The organism is Winogradskyella sp., from assembly GCF_003712105.1.
In the GTDB taxonomy this organism is placed as follows: Bacteria; Bacteroidota; Bacteroidia; order Flavobacteriales; family Flavobacteriaceae; genus Winogradskyella.
In genome coordinates this window covers 353,443-371,341 of the sequence record NZ_RHLG01000001.1, presented here as the reverse complement: position 1 = coordinate 371,341, position 17,899 = coordinate 353,443, and the positions used below count along the sequence as shown (strand labels likewise).

The following is a 17,899-nucleotide window of genomic DNA, read 5'->3' as shown; positions in this document are numbered from 1 at the left end:
CTTATTTCTCTAATTATGAACAGACCAAGATTAGCAACAAAGGAAGACATGTCAAGAGTTTTAGAGCTCATTAATGAACTTGCTGTTTTTGAAAAAGAACCAGAAGCGGTAGTTGTTACCGTTGACGATTTAATCAAAGATGGTTTTGGCGATAATCCTAAGTTTAAATGTTTCGTTTTGGAAGACCAAAATAAGATTGAAGGTATTGCCTTAGTGTTTACAAGATATTCTACCTGGAAAGGTGAAGTTTTACATCTTGAAGATTTAATTGTGAGTAAGGCGTCTCGTGGTAAAGGATATGGTACCTTATTGCTTGATGAGGTAGTAAAGTACGGAAAGGAACTTGGTGTAAGACGTATAAGTTGGGAAGTTTTGGATTGGAACGACCCTGCAATACAATTTTATGAGAGTAAGGGTGCAAATGTCATGAGAGATTGGGATGTGGTTCAATTGGATGAAAAAGGAATAGAAAACTATTTAAAAGCAATTTGATGCGTGTTTATAAATTTGGTGGTGCATCTGTAAAAGATGCTAACGGTGTTAAAAATTTAGCCAGTGTTTTAAAAACTACAGGTTATGATAATACTTTGGTGGTAGTATCTGCAATGGGTAAAACTACTAATGCAATGGAGCTCGTTATTAAAAATTACTTTGAAAATAAAGGTGAGCTGCAAAGTTCTGTTCACGAGGTTATTAAGTATCACAATGAGATATTATTAGACTTGTTTGATAACGACAGGCATCAGGTTTTTAAGACCGTAAAAAGCTTATTCGATGAGCTTAACCTATTTTTAAAAAACAATAAATCTCCAGATTACAATTTTGTGTATGACCAAACAATAGGTTTTGGAGAATTAGTTTCTACGACAATAATAAGCTATTATCTTAATGAAATTGGTCTTAAGAACAATTGGATTGATGTTAGAGAATATATTAAAACAGATAATTACTACAGGCGTGCTAACGTAAATTGGGAGTTAACTCAAGAACATATTACGTCTAGGTTTGACACCTCTAAATTAAATATTACCCAAGGATTTTTAGGAAGTGATGCTAATAATTTTACAACCTCACTAGGTCGTGAAGGAAGTGACTATACCGCAGCAATTTTTGCGTATTGTCTTAATGCCACCAGTGTAACAATTTGGAAAGATGTGCCAGGTGTGTTAAATGCCGATCCAAGACATTTTGAAAACGCGCAACTTCTGCACCAGATATCCTACAGAGAAGCGATAGAGCTTGCATTTTATGGAGCTTCAGTTATTCATCCAAAGACGTTACAGCCGTTACAGCGTAAAGAAATTCCGCTGCATGTAAAGTCGTTTTTAAATCCAAAAGCAGATGGCACAAGTGTAAGTAAAGGAAAAACTTTAGAGCCAGAAGTACCTTGTTTTATTGTAAAGAAAAATCAGACATTGATTTCATTATCTTCTCTTGACTTTTCATATATCGTTGAGGAAAACATCAGTGATATATTCAATTTATTACACCTGTATAAAATGAAAGTTGATGTTATTCAGAATTCAGCAATTAGTTTTTCAGTGTGTATCGATAACTTGTACGATAATCTAGAAAAGTTATTACAACATCTTAAGGCTAAATTTAATGTAACATGTCATGAAAATGTGAGTCTATATACCATAAGACATTACAATAGTGCAGCGGTTAAAGAACTAGAAAAAGATAAGACCCTATTATTAAAGCAGTTAACTCAAGAGACAATGCAAATTGTAACAAAATAACATTTACTACATTTGTTTTATGGGCAAATCATCAGATACCGGTTTAGTCACTGCTAAAGAAGTTGCAAAAGCTATAAACGTTGATAAGTATGGCTTTTTAGGAACTTTTATCGGTTGGATATTGATGAAAACCTTAAAGATTTCTACACTTAATAAAATTTATAATCGCAATAAGCATCATTCTGATTTAAAGTTTTTAAATGCGCTTTTAGATGATTTTCAGATTAAGTTCGAAATTCCTGAAGAAGACATGAAGCGCCTTCCTAAAGATGGACCTTATATTACAATTTCTAATCATCCGTTAGGCGGTATTGATGGTATTTTACTTTTAAAGTTGATGATAGAACAGCGTAGTGACTTTAAAATTATAGCCAATTTTTTATTACACCGTATTGAACCACTAAAACCTTATATAATGCCTGTAAATCCTTTTGAAGACCGAAAGGATGCAGCAAGTAGTATAACGGGTTTTAAAAATGCAATTAAGCACTTAAGAGACGGTCATCCGCTCGGTGTGTTTCCAGCAGGTGAAGTGTCGACATATAGAGACGGAAAATTAGTTGTAGACAAACCATGGGAAGAGGCGGCAATGAAACTAATTAAAAAGGCAGAAGTACCAGTTGTACCTATCTATTTCCATGCAAAAAACAGTCGCTTATTTTATAGATTATCAAAAATTAGCGACACGCTAAGAACGGCAAAATTACCTTCAGAATTGCTCACTCAAAAGCGTCGTGTGATTAAAGTACGTGTAGGGAAACCAATTTCTGTGAAAGACCAAAATGAGCATAGTTCACTTCCTGAGTTTTCCGATTTTTTAAGACGAAAAACTTATATGCTTTCTAATGCTTTTGAGGAGAAATCAAAGATTTTAGAAAATATAAAATCGACTGTAAAAGTCCCAAAATCACCGAAAAATATAGTAACACCAGTAGCATCTGATGTTATGATAAATGAAGTCGAGCATCTGAGAAAGAATGATCATAGATTGTTAGTGAGTAAAAATTATGAGGTGTATTTAGCATCAGCTAAGGACATTCCTAATATTCTCAGAGAAATAGGAAGACTTCGAGAGATAACCTTTAGAGAAGTTGGTGAAGGTACTAATGAAGCTATTGATTTGGATACTTTCGATACCTATTACCACCATATGTTTTTATGGGATAATGACAAAAATATTCTTGCTGGAGCTTACAGAATGGGATTAGGTTCTAAGATTTATGAGCGTTTTGGTATTGATGGTTTTTATCTTCAAGATTTATTCCGTTTCGAACCAGAATTATATAAGATGATGAGCCAATCTATTGAGATGGGTCGTGCTTTTATTATTAAAGAATACCAACAAAAACCAATGCCATTATTCTTGCTATGGAAAGGCATTGTACACACTACATTACGACATCCAGAACACAAGTTCTTAATTGGTGGTGTAAGTATAAGTAATCAGTTTTCAAACTTCTCTAAGAGCTTGATGATTGAGTTTATGAAATCGCACTATTATGATCCTTATGTGGCCCAGTATGTGCATCCTAAAAAAGAATTTAAGGTACGATTAAAAGATGCGGATAAAGACTTTGTGTTTGATGCTACCGAAGCCGACTTAAATAAATTTGATAAAATTATCGATGAGGTCGAACCAGGAGCATTAAGACTTCCTGTGCTATTAAAAAAATACATAAAACAGAATGCTAAACTAGTAGCATTTAATGTAGATCCATTATTTAATAATGCTGTTGATGGATTAATGTATATTAAAATTGCTGACTTACCCGAAAGCACAGTACGACCTGTAATGGAAGAATTCCAAGCTGAATTAGAACGAAAATTCATGACAAATAATGATAAGTAAAGTAACCACCATTTTACTTATTGTCTCTCTCTTTTCTTTAAACGCCCAAACCTTAAAGGGAAAGGTTATTGACACCAAAACCAAAGAACCATTAGAAGCCGTTTCTGTATATTTTGATAACACTACAATAGGAACAACAACAAATGCAAATGGCGAATTTTCAATAGATTACACAGATGTCGTTCAGTCTACTTTGGTTATTTCATTTTTAGGGTATGATAAATATTTCATAACGGATTACCGCTCAAAAGACAATAGTGTCATTGAACTAAAAGAAGCAGTTGCTCAACTTGATGAAGTTGTTATTAATGCTGACGACGGAATGCCAAGAGCAGAAAAATTACGGTGGTTTAGAAAAGAGTTTTTAGGCAATTCTGAATACGGCAAGTCTTGTAAAATATTAAATGAAAAAGATCTAAAATTTAGATACGATAAGCCATCTCGATTACTTATGGCATGGTCTGATGTTCCGGTTGTAATTAAAAACAAAAGTCTACTTTATGAAGTTAGTTTTGATATTGTAGATTTTGAAATTGTAATTGGCAATTGGAAAGCGCAATCTGTAATATATACTGGAACATCATTTTATAAAGACCTAAATACTAAAAAGAAAAAGAAGGTAGAGAGGAATAGAGAAAAAGCGTATAAAGGTTCTGTTCAGCATTTTATGCGATCACTTTACAGTAAGCAATTAAATGAAGAAGGTTATGTTTTTGGTGTTAAAGGATTTGTTGTAAAGCCATATGACTATTTTTTAATTTCTGAAGCTAATGATCAAGGGATTAAAACTATAAGTCTAAAAAGAAGGCTTGATATTTTTTATAAGGATGTTATAGAGTCTACGATTCAGACGATAGATAACCAGCAATTTGTGATCGATAAGTACGGTAATTATGCACCAATTCCGCAAGTATTGTTTGGTGGATATTTAGGAAGCCAACGTCTTGGAGATGCGCTTCCATTAGATTATGCATTGGAGAATTAAAAAAAGCCCGAGGTGTCTCGAGCTTTTAGTTTTTAGCTTAGTAAGGTTTTATTAAAACCAAGGTTTTTTACCGGATTGATACATACTAATAAATTCTTGATCGCTTTTTGTGAGATAAATAATTCCTTCAATTAACCCTATTATACTCATAATCCACACCAAAAACACACCAACGCCAACACAAGAAAGTACAATTCCAATAAGGGTTATACCTAACATGATAGCACCTTCTTTTTGGTAACCTAGAATAAATTTATGAATACCAAAAGCACCAAATATAATTGCCAGTATTCCTGCTAATATTTTTTTATTATCACCAGAGGAACTATTAAAAGCCTCCTTGGCATTATCAACAAACTCATTTGCTGTTTCTTTAGCATCTTCGGCAAACTCAGCAGCTTTTTCTTTTGCTTCTCCCGCTAGTTCACTGGCTTTATCAGCTGCTTTTTTAGCACCCTCTTTAACGTCTCCTATCATATCATCAAGGTCGTCGCTTAAATTTTTATTGTCTTCAGACATTGTAATAGTTTTTAAGGTTAATACTAGTTAGTGTTTAAAATTAATAAAAAAAAGCCATCATCAAAGCTATTTATTTCCAAATAACTTATTGAAAAACCCTTTTGTTTTCTCCTTAGCTTCTGTAAAATTTTCTTTGGCATCTTCTGCCAATTCCTCTAATTTATCTTCAGCTATTTCAGTTAAATTTTCAAGTTTTTCTCCAGCTTCATTGGTAAACTCTTTTGCCTCTTGGGCAAGTTTTATAGCTTTTTCTTTAGCCAAGTCTGATAGTTCGTCAAACTTTTCGCCAGCTTCACTGGCAAAACCAGCTGCCTTTTCTTTGGCATTACCTAATATCTCCTTAGCATCTTCATTAATAAAATCTTTTGTTTTTTCTTTTACGGTATCAAATACTTCCTTGGCTTCACCTGCCAGTTCAGTAGCTTTCTCTTTTACAGTGTTTACACTATCTGAGATTGTATCAGAAGTATGTTCTGTTTCTTCATTATTTATATCTTCTTCGGAATTTTTATGTTCTTCAATCATAATAGTGTTTTAATGTATTAGTATGCCTTAAGATAAAATAGTTACGCGTTAATCCAGATTTAATAGTTTAGTGCTAAACTCAAGATTATAAGAATGCTTTGTCAATAGGTTCCCAAAGTTCTATTTTGTTACCATCATTATCGAGTATCCAACCAAATTTACCATAGCTGTATTCTTCCATTTCTCCTATTACTGTAACACCTTCTTCTTTTAAAGTTGCTAGTAAGGTTTCTAAATCCTCAACACGATAGTTAAACATGAAGTCTTTTTTTGAAGGCTCATAGTATTTTGTATCTTCTGCAAAAGGACTCCATTGCGTTGAGCAATCATTACCATCTTTATCTTTCCACCAAAAGGTGCAGCCATAATCATCGGTATTAAAACCTAAATGTTTATTGTACCAATCTTTTGTGGCCTTAGGGTCTTTGGTTTTAAAAAATAAACCACCAATTCCTGTAACACGTTTTTTCATAATTATTTTTTTAAAGCTGTTTCGTATATATCTATCCATTCGTCAACTGTCATTTTTCCCAATAATTCTTCAATTAAATCATAAGGAATATCATCTACCTTTTTAAAACGCACACAACTTTTCCCCATGTCTAATTTGTATTTTGAATGCTTCGGGTATTCATCAACAAACCAATTGTATAATTCTTTTTTAGCGTATAAACCAGAATGATATAGTGCGATAAAGTTTTTTTGTGACGCAATATTTATAAATGGTAAAGGCGGAAAAGGTTTACAATGATAGCCTGGTGGATAAATTGATTTTGGCACAAAATAGGCTGGCATGCCATAACCCATGCCAGATTCTAAACCTTTAGGCATATTATCTTTTATTAAGTTATGGAGTTTTGTCATCGGCGCTTTGCGCTCCTCTGGTAATTGACTTATATAGTCTTCGGGTGAGTCAGCTTTATATTGCATAATTTGAGTGATTTAGTTTATTTACGTTGTAAAATTAAGCCTGAGACTAAAGATATAATAAATCCAATGAGCATCACCGTTACAAACATTAATCCAGCCATAAAACCTGGACTTCCATAGTCTTGCATTTGTTGCTTAAATTTCGCACTCTCAGTTTTAAATTCTTCAGCCGAAATACCACTGTTTTGTAATTTTTCTAAGTAGTAGACAGAATAATCTGCTGCAAAATCAGGATTGATAAGAGTAGTGTAAATTAAGTCCATTAATGCCACACCAGCTGCAGAAAATAGTGCGATTATCATACCAATTCCAAGTGCTTTTAGAAATGATACCTTGCCATTATTTTCTTTATCTCTAAAATATTTTATACCAAAAAAGATAAAAAGTAGCGACAAAACAATTGCGGTATAACCGATTGCTTCACCATAATCATAATCCATTTCCATACCAAAAAGAAATGGTAATCCAAAGAATACAAATCCACTTATCATGGCATATAAACCATATTTTAATACTGTACTTTTCATGTGTAAAAGGTTTTTATTAATAATGCTTCAAAAGTAAATACTGAGGTAAATTTTGGAGTCATACTAAAGTACCAAACCTATAGTACTTTAGTCTAAAAGTAAATATTTTATAAGATATTGAGTTGCTTTGCTATTTGAACGGCTTGTGTTCTTCTTTTAGCGTTGAGTTTCACCAAGAGATTGGACACGTGTGTTTTTATAGTGCTTTCTGATACAAATAATTTTTCGCCTATCTCTTTATTCGATAGTCCTTTCGAAATTAGTTGAAGCACCTCATATTCTCGTTTACTAATTTCTAAATCTTCAATCTTGCGATTATCAATTTCATGAGGTGGTCGAGGGTCTTTATGAAGTGATTTTTTATTAAGGTATACGCCAACAAAGAAAAAAACTACAGCAATAGCAGCTATGAAAAGTTCTATCTCTAAATCACCAGAAATAAAAGCATACTTGCCCAATTGAAATAATAAAAGCAACGACAGAATAAGCAATCCAAAAACTAAAATGGTTTTCTTCATGTCAGAAAGTTAGCAAAATTTTGCTTTGATTTTGTCCACAATCGATTGTGCTAATTTCTCCTTGCTTTCAATTGTCCAGCCAGCAACATGAGGTGTAAGTATGACATTGTCAGCATTTACTAAATACTGAAATGAAGCTGGTAAGTTTGAATTGAATAATGACTCAAAAGATGATTTTTCGTATTCTAATACATCTAATCCGGCACCTAATATTTTTCCAGATTTTAACGCCGAAACTAAATCGTCGGTCACGACACTTTTACCACGAGCAGTATTAATTAGCCAAAATGGTTTTCTGAAATTATTAATAAATAAAGCATTCACCATATTAATGGTTAACTCAGTTTGTGGTGTATGTAAACTCAATACATCTGCTTTTTCTTGAAGCTCTTTTAATGTTACTTGTTTACAATTTTCATTTCCAACATTTGACTTTATATCATAACACAATACTTCAACATCAAAACCTTTTAATTTTTTCGCAAAAGCCTTACCCATATTACCATAACCAATAAGACCAACTGTTTTTCCATCGAGTTCAATACCTCGGTTGTTTTCACGAAGCCATTTTCCATGTCGGACTTCTCTATTGGCTTTATTGAGCTTATTAAATAATGCCAATAGCATGCCTAAAGTATGCTCTCCAACTGCATTTCGGTTGCCTTCAGGAGCATTAAAAAGTGTTACATCCTTTTTTTCAGCATAATCAGTATCAATATTTTCAAGTCCTGCACCCACACGACCAATGAATTTTAGATTTGTCGCAGCATCTAAAAACTGCTTATCTATTTTGAAACGACTTCTGATAATTAGACCATCAAAATCTGAAATTTTGGCTTCAATAGCTTCTTTTGAAGACGAATAATCTTCATGATTGGTAAAGCCTAAATCGTTGAGTTGATTTATAAGTAAGTCGTGATTTTTATCTAAGTGTAAAATAGTCATCATTGTCATTCTGTACTTGTTTCAGAATCTTTTGGTAAAGTTATGAAATGCTGATATCGAAGATTCATCGAAGCTAAATAAATTCAGCATAACTAATTTATTAGGTTATTATATCCAAGGATATTCAGTCTGTGTCATTTCGTGTTCAACATCACCAGTATGAGCAGTGTCTAATTTTTCAAATAAAAGAAGATGAACTTCTTCATCATTTCTGGTTGATGGATTGTGTTCTACGCCTTTAGGGACTACAATAAGCTCACCTTCTTTTACAATTTCTGTGCGGTCTCTAAATTGCATGTATAATGTGCCTTTTATTACCTGAAATAGTTCGTCTTCATTGTCATGACTATGCCAAACAAATTCGCCTTTAATTTTTGCAAGAATAACTTGCATATTGTCAACTGTGGCTATTCGATGCGGGTGCCATTGCTTTGAAAACATGGCATGTTTGTCTTTAATATTTATTGCTTTCATGCAATAAAGTTACGAAAGCAAAACTTGTTTAGGTATTTAAAATAGAATCAATTTTGCTATCCAGAAATAAAGCAAAATCCCAAGTATATCGTTACTTGTGGTAATAAAAGGCCCCGTGGCGATAGCTGGGTCAATGCCACGCTTATCTAAGAATAAAGGAATGAACGTACCGATGAGACCAGCAACAATAATTACAGCTATTAATGATATAGAAATTGCAAGCGCAGTCTGATAATCTCTTTCCCAACCCCAAACAAAGAAGAATAAAAATACAGCTAAAATAATTCCGTTTAAAGCAGCTAATAGCATTTCCTTTATCAATCGATTATTAATACTTCCTTTTACGTCATCATTAGCTAACCCTTGCACAATAATAGCACTAGATTGTACGCCAACATTTCCTGCCATTGCAGCGATTAAAGGTGTAAAAAAGAACAAGACTTTATAAGTGTCAAATGCTTTTTGGAACCCTTCCATAATAATAAATGCACCAATACCACCAATAAGACCTAAAAATAACCAAGGTAATCGTGCTCTTGTAAGCTCTAAAATACTATCGTCTGCTTCAACATCTCCAGTAAGACCTGCAGCTAATTGATAATCTTTTTCAGCTTCTTCTTTTAAGACATCTACAATATCGTCAATGGTAATTCTACCTAATAAGGTTTGTTCTTCATCTACAACTGGGATGGCTTCCAAATCGTATTTTGCCATCACTTTTGCGACATCTTCGGGGTCATCATTAACATTAACCCAATCCACATTATCCTTAGATATTTCAGCTATTTTCTGATCACTTTTTGCAACGATTAAATCTTTTAGCGAAAGCCGACCAATAAGTTTTTCTTCTTTATCGACGACATAGATTGAGTGTACACGTTTGACTTCTTTAGCTTGTCCTCTAATACGCCGTAAACAGCCAGCAACGGTCCAAGTTTCGTAGACTTTTACCAGCTCTTTTGCCATTAAGGCACCAGCAGTGTCTTCATCATAAGTTAAGAGCTCTTGTATTTCGGCTTTATGCTCCTGATCTTCAATCTGAGAAATTACGGCCTCTTGTCGCTCTTCCGGAAGTTCCGCAATGATATCAGCTGCATCATCGGTGTCTAGCTCTTCAACTTCTTCAGCAATCTCTTTAGCTGATAGGTTTTCGAGGATTTTTTCTCTGATATCTTCATCTAATTCTGTAAGAATATCTGATGTGGTTTCAGAATCAAGAAGTTTTATAACATAAATGGCGTCATCTAAGTCAAGCTCATCCAGAATTTCAGCAATGTCGGCGTAGTGAAACTCATTAAGAAGGTCTTTGAGTTCCTTGTCTTTTTCATCTTCGACAAGAATCTCAACCTTTTCAATAAGCTCATCCGTAAGCTGAAATTGGATATTTTCTTGAATTTCTTCCACTTTGGTTGATGATTTTAAATTTCGCGATACAATTTCAAAATAGAATTTTGAAATTAATCAAAATGACAAAAGCTTTAATTTTTATCATTTTCTATTAACCCAGTCAACTCAATAAATTCTGAAACACTAAGCTGCTCTGGTCGCTGCCCAAAGATAGTATTTGCTTTTAAATTATCGGAAAGATTGAAAATTTTTAAGCTATTACGTAATGTTTTTCGACGTTGCTGAAAACTAGTTTTTACTACTTTAAAGAATAAGGCCTCATCACATGGTAATTTGTAATCGTCTTTTCTGCGTAATAATAACACACCTGAATCTACTTTTGGTGGTGGATTAAAAACACTTGGCGGCACTGTAAATAGATACTCAGCATTGTAAAATGCTTGAGTTAATACAGAAAGAATGCCATAAACTTTTGAACCTTCTTTAGAACAAATTCGTTGTGCAACTTCCTTTTGAAACATTCCCGAAAACTCAGGGATTTGATGCCTCATAGCTAAGGTTTTAAAAACAATTTGAGACGATATGTTATATGGAAAATTGCCAATAACTGCAAAAGGCTCGCTATTAAAAATTTGGGTTAAATCGTATTTAAGGAAGTCCTTCTCATAGATTCTATTGGCTAGATTGAGATAGTTATTTTTAAGGTAGTCCACAGACTCGGTGTCGATTTCTATAACATGTGTGGTTGTATTTTTTTGAAGCAAATACTTAGTTAAAACACCCATACCAGGGCCAATCTCTAAAACATGGTCGTAATCTTTTAAAGATAAAGTATCTGCTATTTTTTTAGCAATATTTTCATCTTTTAAAAAGTGTTGTCCTAGGTGTTTTTTTGCTTTTACAGTCATTTAGTTGAAATTTACCGCATACTCATCAATGACTTCAAGCTCAGTTCTAAATGCGAGAGATTTGTCTGCAAATCGCTTTAATCCATCACCTCGCAATCGTTCTGCATCATTTGCATAATACGCGTCTAATGATTCTCTTGAAATAGCTTGGTATTGCACAGAATATGTTTGTCCTCCCATTTCTTCTTCCACTAAAACTTTAGTAAGCTTTGCTCCGGAGAATTTGCCGGTTGCAAGTACTTGAGGAATATGTTCTTTAATCCAAATTAGCCATTCATCATGGACAGAATCATCTACATTTATAGTAACGTTATATATTATCATGTTTACAAATTCTTTTTATAAAGTAAAAGCTTTTCATCGTTTTCAAATGGAGATACGATTGCTTGTTTTTCCATACCTAATTTTTCTAAAAGCCCTATTGAAGCTTTATTGTGAGGTAAAGTAATTGCACAAACTGTTGTAATTTTAAACTCTTTTTTTGCAAGTTCTAATATAGCACTTGAAGCTTCAAAACCATAACCTTTCCCATGATATTCTGGTAATAATGAAAACCCAATATCTATGTCTTCTAGAGTAGCTCTTTTTAATAGACCTGAGGTGCCGATAGACTTCGAATTTTCAGATTTTAATAGGATTTTGTAGTACCCAAATCCAAAATCTTCGTAGCATTTTAATTGATTGTTTTTAATATGATCTTTAGCTTCAGCAATAGTCTTTACATTTCGATCACCAATGTATTTTAACCAACCAGGTGAGTTCATTAACTCTAGAATAAATGGCGCGTCGTCGATAGTTATTTTTGATAAGATAAGTCTTTTGGTTTCAGAAATTATCATGGTTACTATTAGTTAATACTATCGCCACGCAGCATTCTAAACTTTTTCCGAGCCTCGACAAAGTAAATACTATCTTCATGTTCAAAAAGGATTTTTTCGTAGAGCGCTTTTGCTTCTTCTGGTTTTGCTAGATAATTGTTGTAAAGCTCAGCTAATGAATAATAGGCATCGTCTACTAAGATGTCCTCGCGATAATCACTAATTAATTTTTGATAGTTTGCCTCAGCCTTTTCGTATTGTTTTTGTTTTTCAAAAAGTTTTGCTTGAGCATATAAGGCTTCGTCAGTTATGGCTTCGCCGTTATGCTCAGTTAATACTTTATCAAGTAGTTTAATTGCTGGACTAATTTTATTCTGAAACGCCAGCAAATCTGCTTTTGCATAATATTTTAGAGCGGTTTGTGTTGAGTCGTCCCACTTGTTATCCGAGATTAATAATTTCAAATCAAGTGCATCATTAGCAATCAACTGCGAGGTAGCAGCTTTTAAGACCTTTAGTTGAGATTCTGCCCAATCAAAGTCACCTTTATAATAACTTGTTTTTGCAATTTTGAATGCTGCTTCTTGGGCAATGGTGCTATTTTTAAGATTAGCTTTTATTTGTGTGTAGAAAATTAGCGCTTCGTTAAACTTCTCTTGAAGCACTAAAATGTCAGCCAATTTTAATTTAACTAAAGCTTCTTGGTAAGGAGATATATCTAATTTGTAAGATTCTTTTAAAAATGCCGAAGCGGCTTCTGGCTTATTAAAGTGAAATGCTAAAAACTGAGCATAAGATAGTTGCAGTGGTAAGGTAGACTCAAATCTATTATAGGTTTCAAAGAGCGACAAATACTTTGAATTGATGTCCTCAAGTTCTTTTTTTGAAGCGTTTTCAGTTTCTATTTCTAGCAATGACTGATGAGCTAAAAGAATAATATCTTTTTCTTGTGTGGTTTCTAATATGTAGTTAAAAATAGTTGTTGCGGTCTCAGAATCATTATCATCTATTGCAGTCATCGCAAGATCAATAATTCTGTCTAAGCTTTCTAAATTTCTTTTGTAGAGTGCCTTTTCCTGAACAAAAGACTTAGTGTATTGTTTCTCTTGAACATATAGCCAACTCAACAATTCATACCAATAGGCATCCGGACTAGACTGAAGACGTTTTAACAAGAGCACTCTCAAAATCTTATTGTTTTCATTGTCCTTGTTTTCTGAGATAAATTGACTAAAGTTTCGCTTAATATTATTTAATGCAGTAGGTTTATAAGCCACATAGTCTATATAACTCGAGAACATGTTCTCTAAATCGCCTAAGTCACCGTAAATCCGTGCAAGTTGGGCACTGAAGTTTTTATCGGGTAAAAGTTCATTGGCTCGTGTATAACTTGTAATTGCTTGCGGCAAAAGAGAGTGTTTCTCAAAACGTTGCCCAACACCATACACATTATTAGGACGTTCCTCGATTGAACTAATGGCTTCATTATACAAGGCTTCTGCCTTGGCAATACTGTCCATTAATTGATAGTTGTAGCCAAGCTCAATAAGCATAACAGGAATTCGAGTTTTGACAATTCTATTTTCTAATACGTTTTGAGCATCAGAATACTGCTCAAGTTGTTGATGCGTATCTACTAAATAGTATAGATAATTGTATGAATAAGGTTTTTCTGCATGGAGTTTTTTGTATACAATTAACGCCTTTTTAAACTCACCGTTTTTGTAGTAATTGTTAGCTAGGTCTAACTGGGTTCTATCAATAGTTTGAGAACCTACATGAGCAAAACCTAAAAAGGCTAAATAAAATAGTGTGAGTTTTAGATACTTCATAAGTGGTAAATATAACAAATGAGGCCATTACTTATTGTAAATAGTATCATAAAAAATGCCCAACAATTGTTGGGCATTTAGGTCAATATGTATCGTTGCATTAATCTATTTTATCAAAACCAGTATAAGGTATTAATATATCAGGAACGTTAATACCATCTTCAGTTTGGTAGTTTTCAAGTATGCTTGCTAAAATTCTTGGTAATGCAAGAGCACTACCGTTTAGTGTATGCGCTAATTGATTTTTACCTTCTCCATTTTTAAAACGCAGCTTTAATCGATTAGACTGGAACGTTTCAAAATTAGACACTGATGACACTTCTAACCAACGTTCTTGCGCCGCTGAAAATACCTCAAAATCATAAGTTAATGCTGAGGCAAATGTTAAGTCCCCGCCACAAAGTCTTAAAATACGATAAGGTAATTTTAGCTCTTTTAAAATATTTTGCACATGACCAACCATTCCATCTAATGCCTCATAAGATTTTGAAGGATGCTCTACCCTTATAATTTCGACCTTGTCAAATTGATGTAAACGATTAAGACCTCTAACATGTGCACCATAACTACCAGCTTCACGTCTAAAACAAGGTGTGTAGCCAGTCACTCCAATTGGCAACTCATTTTCATTAAGAATTACATCTCTAAAAATATTGGTTCCAGGTACTTCGGCAGTTGGTATTAGGTATAAGTTGTCACCTGTAACATGGTACATTTGTCCTTCTTTATCTGGTAGTTGACCTGTTCCAAATCCTGACGCTTCATTTACCAAATGAGGTAACTGATATTCGGTATATCCGGCTGAGGTATTTTTGTCTAAAAAGTATGCAATTAAGGCACGTTGTAATCGCGCACCTTTACCTTTGTATACAGGAAAACCAGCACCAGTTATTTTATTACCTAGCTCAAAATCTATAAGGTCATATTTTTTAGCTAATTCCCAATGAGGTAACGCATCTTTATGTAATGTAGGAATTTCTCCTTCACGTAAAGTTTCTAAATTATCCTCATCAGAATTCCCCTTTGGCACAAGTGGATTTGGCACATTAGGAATTTTGTATAACTCTATTTTTAATCCTTCAGCCTTTTCGCTAAGTCCTTCCTCTAGTGTTTTTATAGTTTCCTTTAATTCAGATGTCTTTGACTTAAGGGTATTCGCTTTTTCGACCTCTCCAGATTTGAAAAGGTTACCAATTTCTTTAGATATGGTATTCATTTCAGCTTTTGCAGAATCTAACTTGGTTTGTAACTGACGGCGTTCCTCGTCAAAAGTTAAAACGTTTTCAATTAGTGCTTTAGAGTCTAGGTTTCTAATAGCCAGACGTTTAATAATCTCTTCCTTATGTTCTCTGATGTAAGAAACTTGTAACATTGTTACTCTTTATTACTCGATAATCGAGATTAAAATGCTTAAAATCTTATCTCGAAATCAAAAATTATTTTTCTACAAACACCTTGTACGCATAGGTTAAGGTGGTTACTGCAATATGCAGTTGATATTCCAAAGGGCAAAAGTAAAAAGATTTTATGGCTAGAGAAATAAAATGAATTCTATTTTGAGGGTAACAGCCAATCATTGTGTTCAAAGTAATTCCAATCTACTTTAGCTAAATCCACTTCAGGATTTATAAAACGTTTTAAAGGTTTACCATTAACACTTACATAACAAGTTGCATAGATTGAGATATTTTTACCTTCTTCATCAAATTGTTTCTTAAGGCGCTGTACAAATTGCCAAATGAAATCGGGTTTTGTACTTAAATGTCGTCGTTGTTTGGCGGTTAGATAATCGCTAAGTTTTATAGGAATAAATTGATTTGAGTCATTATCTACCACTTTAAATCGAATACTTCCACTTTTAGCTCTAAGCATCATACGCCAAGATAGGCGATGACCTTCTTCGGTCCAAAGTACATTATCGGTAATAAAATGATGCCGTAGCGGAAGTGCAATTTGAATGAGAAAATATACCCCAAAGGTCACCTTTAAAATGTTACTATAGCTGGGCGTAATTACGTCACCCTCTGTATAAAGCGCTTTCTTTTTAAGAAAAATGTTTCTAATGGTTTTAGCATCGAAAAAGAAGAGGCAAAACGCTAATGACAGGTAAGGAAATATACCTATATGAAATATAAATGAGTTAAAAAGATGAAAGAATATAGAAGCGAAAAACATCAATTTCCGGGTTGGCTTAAATAGTAAAAGTGGAATAACTAACCCGTCGAATAAAATCCCTGAGTATGCAATGAAATAGTGAAGGCTGCTGTTTTGAAGCAACTCACCAACTATTGGGAAATGAGATTTGCTTTGCATCAACAATTTTATAACCGAAGCATCGAGCCAATCTGGATAAATCTTTGCAATAGACGCATAAGTATAAACAATTAATAATTGTAAAATAAACACCCAGCGACACCAATTGGGCATAGATATACTTTTTATTTTGGGATTTAACTTTGCATCTAATGATGCGTATCTATTGGCAGGCAATAGAACCATTATAAAACTGAGTAGAAAAAGTAAATAATAATGATTATTGTACGATGTTTTTTGCATGAAGTACGTTGCACTCCACATTATAGCAAAACCTAATACGCCTAATCTGTATTTGTACCCAAGCATAATTAAAAGGCCAAAAACACCCATTACAACATAATAAGCATACATCCAATTACCGGGAAGTGGTTGTAGCCATTCGAACCCTAAAAATGTGAATGTGAATTCTGGCTCTATTAAAGTTTTTTTCACCCAACCAGTAAAGATTGCACCTACAGATTCTAAAAAACAGAGTAACCCAAAAATTATCCTAAAAACAACTAAAGAGGAGTTGTCAATTTGCTTGTACAGGAATGCGTTAATCATTGGGAATAAATGTAATTTAAAGACACCTTTTTATCCTCTGCTAATTGCTTTTTAAGAGTATCTATAGAATCAAATTTTTGCTCATCTCTTAACCTAATAAGTATTTCGATTACAATTTGTTCTCCATAGATATCTTTGTCAAATTCAAAAAAATGAACTTCTATGGTGCGTGATTTATTGTTTACTGTTGGATTATAACCAATATTCATCATGCCGTAAAAAGTTGCGTTATCAATCACCGTCTTTACAACATATACACCATCTTTAGGCACTAGTTTATAATCTTCTTCGATGTAAATATTAGCCGTTGGGAAGTTGATAGTACGCCCTAACTTTTGCCCTTTAATTACTTTACCAGTCAAAAAATAATTATATCCTAAGTATTTATTGGCTAGAGCAACATCACCATTATTGAGAGCATTTCTAATTTTTGTAGAGCTTACTGTAACCTCATCTACATCTTTAGCCGAGATTTCTTCAATTCCAAATTTAAATTCTTTGGCAAACTGTTTTAAATCTTCAATATTAGCACTTCTGTTTTTCCCGAAGTGATGGTCATAACCAATAACAATTTTTTTAGCATTTAGCTCATTAATCAAAATTTCTTCTACATAATCTCTAGCCGACATATTTGCAAATTCTCTTGTAAAGGTTTTCACACAAACTAGCTTAATACCAAATTTTTCTAATAAAAATTTTCGTTCCTCAATTGTGCTGAGCATTTTAAAAGGTTGATTGGGGTTTAAGATCATCCTAGGATGCGGAAAAAATGTTAAAACACAAGGGATTAAATTTTTTTCAGTGGCTATTTTGGACACTTTAGATAAAATTTTTTGATGTCCAATATGTACACCATCAAATGTTCCAATAGTTAAAATTTTAGAAAAACAACCTGTATTTTTTGACATTGAAAGAAATATTCGGGTTTTGTTAAGAAAATGTAAAAAAAAAGTATAAATTTGGTGCTAATTTAATAATCTTAACTAACCGTAAATTTATTTAATTAATCCATGAGAATAAAACTACACTTAAAATTCTTATCAAAACATTTTAAATCTTTTTTTAACACATCATTAAAAGGCGTGTTTCTTTCGGCTAATTCATTGTAGTTTATGACG

At 33.3% G+C, this 17,899-nt stretch carries 20 protein-coding genes; 4 read left to right on the top strand and 16 right to left on the bottom strand.

Going from position 1 to position 17,899, the window contains the following annotated elements; translation table 11 throughout:
* The first annotated feature begins 15 nt into the window (after positions 1 to 15).
* From ED556_RS01805 to ED556_RS01790, 4 genes are read left to right on the top strand one after another with little or no spacing between them, the layout of a single operon-like run.
* Positions 16 to 492 carry a GNAT family N-acetyltransferase gene (locus ED556_RS01805; RefSeq protein ID WP_296318828.1) on the top strand — a complete coding sequence of 159 codons (477 nt, stop codon included), beginning with the start codon at positions 16 to 18 and terminating at the stop codon, positions 490 to 492.
* Complete coding sequence (locus tag ED556_RS01800; RefSeq protein ID WP_296318827.1) at positions 492 to 1,742, top strand: aspartate kinase; 1,251 nt, start codon at positions 492 to 494, stop codon at positions 1,740 to 1,742. The genes ED556_RS01805 and ED556_RS01800 overlap by 1 nt, the downstream gene beginning before the upstream one ends.
* A gap of 19 nt (positions 1,743 to 1,761) precedes the next feature.
* Positions 1,762 to 3,591 carry a lysophospholipid acyltransferase family protein gene (locus tag ED556_RS01795; RefSeq protein ID WP_296318826.1) on the top strand — a complete coding sequence of 610 codons (1,830 nt, stop codon included), beginning with the start codon at positions 1,762 to 1,764 and terminating at the stop codon, positions 3,589 to 3,591.
* The gene (locus ED556_RS01790) at positions 3,581 to 4,576 is read left to right on the top strand and encodes a carboxypeptidase-like regulatory domain-containing protein (RefSeq protein ID WP_296318825.1); all 996 of its coding nucleotides are present in this window, start codon (positions 3,581 to 3,583) and stop codon (positions 4,574 to 4,576) included. The genes ED556_RS01795 and ED556_RS01790 overlap by 11 nt, the downstream gene beginning before the upstream one ends.
* A 51-nt stretch (positions 4,577 to 4,627) precedes the next feature.
* On the opposite strand, the gene ED556_RS01785 is transcribed toward ED556_RS01790, so the two are convergent.
* The 16 genes from ED556_RS01785 to ED556_RS01710 form a co-directional block, all read right to left on the bottom strand.
* Positions 4,628 to 5,095: an NINE protein gene (locus ED556_RS01785; protein WP_296318824.1), complete on the bottom strand. Its 468-nt coding sequence runs from the start codon at positions 5,093 to 5,095 to the stop codon at positions 4,628 to 4,630.
* Positions 5,096 to 5,161: 66 nt separating this feature from the next.
* Entirely contained in the window at positions 5,162 to 5,620 is a 459-nt protein-coding gene (locus ED556_RS01780; RefSeq protein ID WP_296318823.1) for a hypothetical protein, read from the bottom strand.
* Between the two features lie 85 nt (positions 5,621 to 5,705).
* A complete protein-coding gene (locus tag ED556_RS01775) occupies positions 5,706 to 6,092 on the bottom strand; it encodes a VOC family protein (RefSeq protein ID WP_296318822.1) in 387 nt (128 codons plus the stop codon).
* A 2-nt stretch (positions 6,093 to 6,094) separates the two neighbouring features.
* Complete coding sequence (locus ED556_RS01770) at positions 6,095 to 6,550, bottom strand: DUF1801 domain-containing protein (protein WP_296318821.1); 456 nt, start codon at positions 6,548 to 6,550, stop codon at positions 6,095 to 6,097.
* Positions 6,551 to 6,567: 17 nt separating this feature from the next.
* The gene (locus ED556_RS01765) at positions 6,568 to 7,077 is read right to left on the bottom strand and encodes a DUF4199 domain-containing protein (RefSeq protein ID WP_296318820.1); all 510 of its coding nucleotides are present in this window, start codon (positions 7,075 to 7,077) and stop codon (positions 6,568 to 6,570) included.
* Positions 7,078 to 7,184: 107 nt separating this feature from the next.
* Positions 7,185 to 7,595, bottom strand: a complete 411-nt coding sequence (locus tag ED556_RS01760; RefSeq protein WP_296318819.1) for a response regulator transcription factor — start codon at positions 7,593 to 7,595, stop codon at positions 7,185 to 7,187.
* A gap of 9 nt (positions 7,596 to 7,604) precedes the next feature.
* The gene (locus ED556_RS01755) at positions 7,605 to 8,540 is read right to left on the bottom strand and encodes a 2-hydroxyacid dehydrogenase (RefSeq protein ID WP_296319799.1); all 936 of its coding nucleotides are present in this window, start codon (positions 8,538 to 8,540) and stop codon (positions 7,605 to 7,607) included.
* 108 nt (positions 8,541 to 8,648) lie between these two features.
* Positions 8,649 to 9,014, bottom strand: coding sequence for a cupin domain-containing protein (locus ED556_RS01750; protein ID WP_296318818.1), 366 nt, complete (start codon positions 9,012 to 9,014; stop codon positions 8,649 to 8,651).
* Positions 9,015 to 9,050: 36 nt separating this feature from the next.
* Complete coding sequence (gene mgtE, locus ED556_RS01745) at positions 9,051 to 10,418, bottom strand: magnesium transporter (protein ID WP_296318817.1); 1,368 nt, start codon at positions 10,416 to 10,418, stop codon at positions 9,051 to 9,053.
* A gap of 74 nt (positions 10,419 to 10,492) precedes the next feature.
* On the bottom strand, positions 10,493 to 11,269 hold the full coding sequence (rsmA, locus tag ED556_RS01740; protein WP_296318816.1) for a 16S rRNA (adenine(1518)-N(6)/adenine(1519)-N(6))-dimethyltransferase RsmA: 777 nt from the start codon (positions 11,267 to 11,269) through the stop codon (positions 10,493 to 10,495).
* Positions 11,270 to 11,593 (bottom strand): DUF4286 family protein, encoded by a 324-nt coding sequence (locus tag ED556_RS01735; RefSeq protein ID WP_296318815.1) that lies wholly within the window; start codon positions 11,591 to 11,593, stop codon positions 11,270 to 11,272.
* A gap of 2 nt (positions 11,594 to 11,595) precedes the next feature.
* Positions 11,596 to 12,108, bottom strand: coding sequence for a GNAT family N-acetyltransferase (locus ED556_RS01730; protein WP_296318814.1), 513 nt, complete (start codon positions 12,106 to 12,108; stop codon positions 11,596 to 11,598).
* A gap of 8 nt (positions 12,109 to 12,116) precedes the next feature.
* Entirely contained in the window at positions 12,117 to 13,919 is a 1,803-nt protein-coding gene (locus tag ED556_RS01725; protein ID WP_296318813.1) for a tetratricopeptide repeat protein, read from the bottom strand.
* 100 nt (positions 13,920 to 14,019) lie between these two features.
* Positions 14,020 to 15,291: a serine--tRNA ligase gene (serS, locus tag ED556_RS01720; RefSeq protein ID WP_296318812.1), complete on the bottom strand. Its 1,272-nt coding sequence runs from the start codon at positions 15,289 to 15,291 to the stop codon at positions 14,020 to 14,022.
* 179 nt (positions 15,292 to 15,470) lie between these two features.
* Entirely contained in the window at positions 15,471 to 16,781 is a 1,311-nt protein-coding gene (locus ED556_RS01715) for an HTTM domain-containing protein (protein WP_296318811.1), read from the bottom strand.
* Complete coding sequence (locus tag ED556_RS01710) at positions 16,778 to 17,689, bottom strand: bifunctional riboflavin kinase/FAD synthetase (protein WP_296318810.1); 912 nt, start codon at positions 17,687 to 17,689, stop codon at positions 16,778 to 16,780. Before ED556_RS01710 ends, ED556_RS01715 begins: the two co-directional genes overlap by 4 nt.
* Between the last annotated feature and the right edge of the window lie 210 nt (positions 17,690 to 17,899).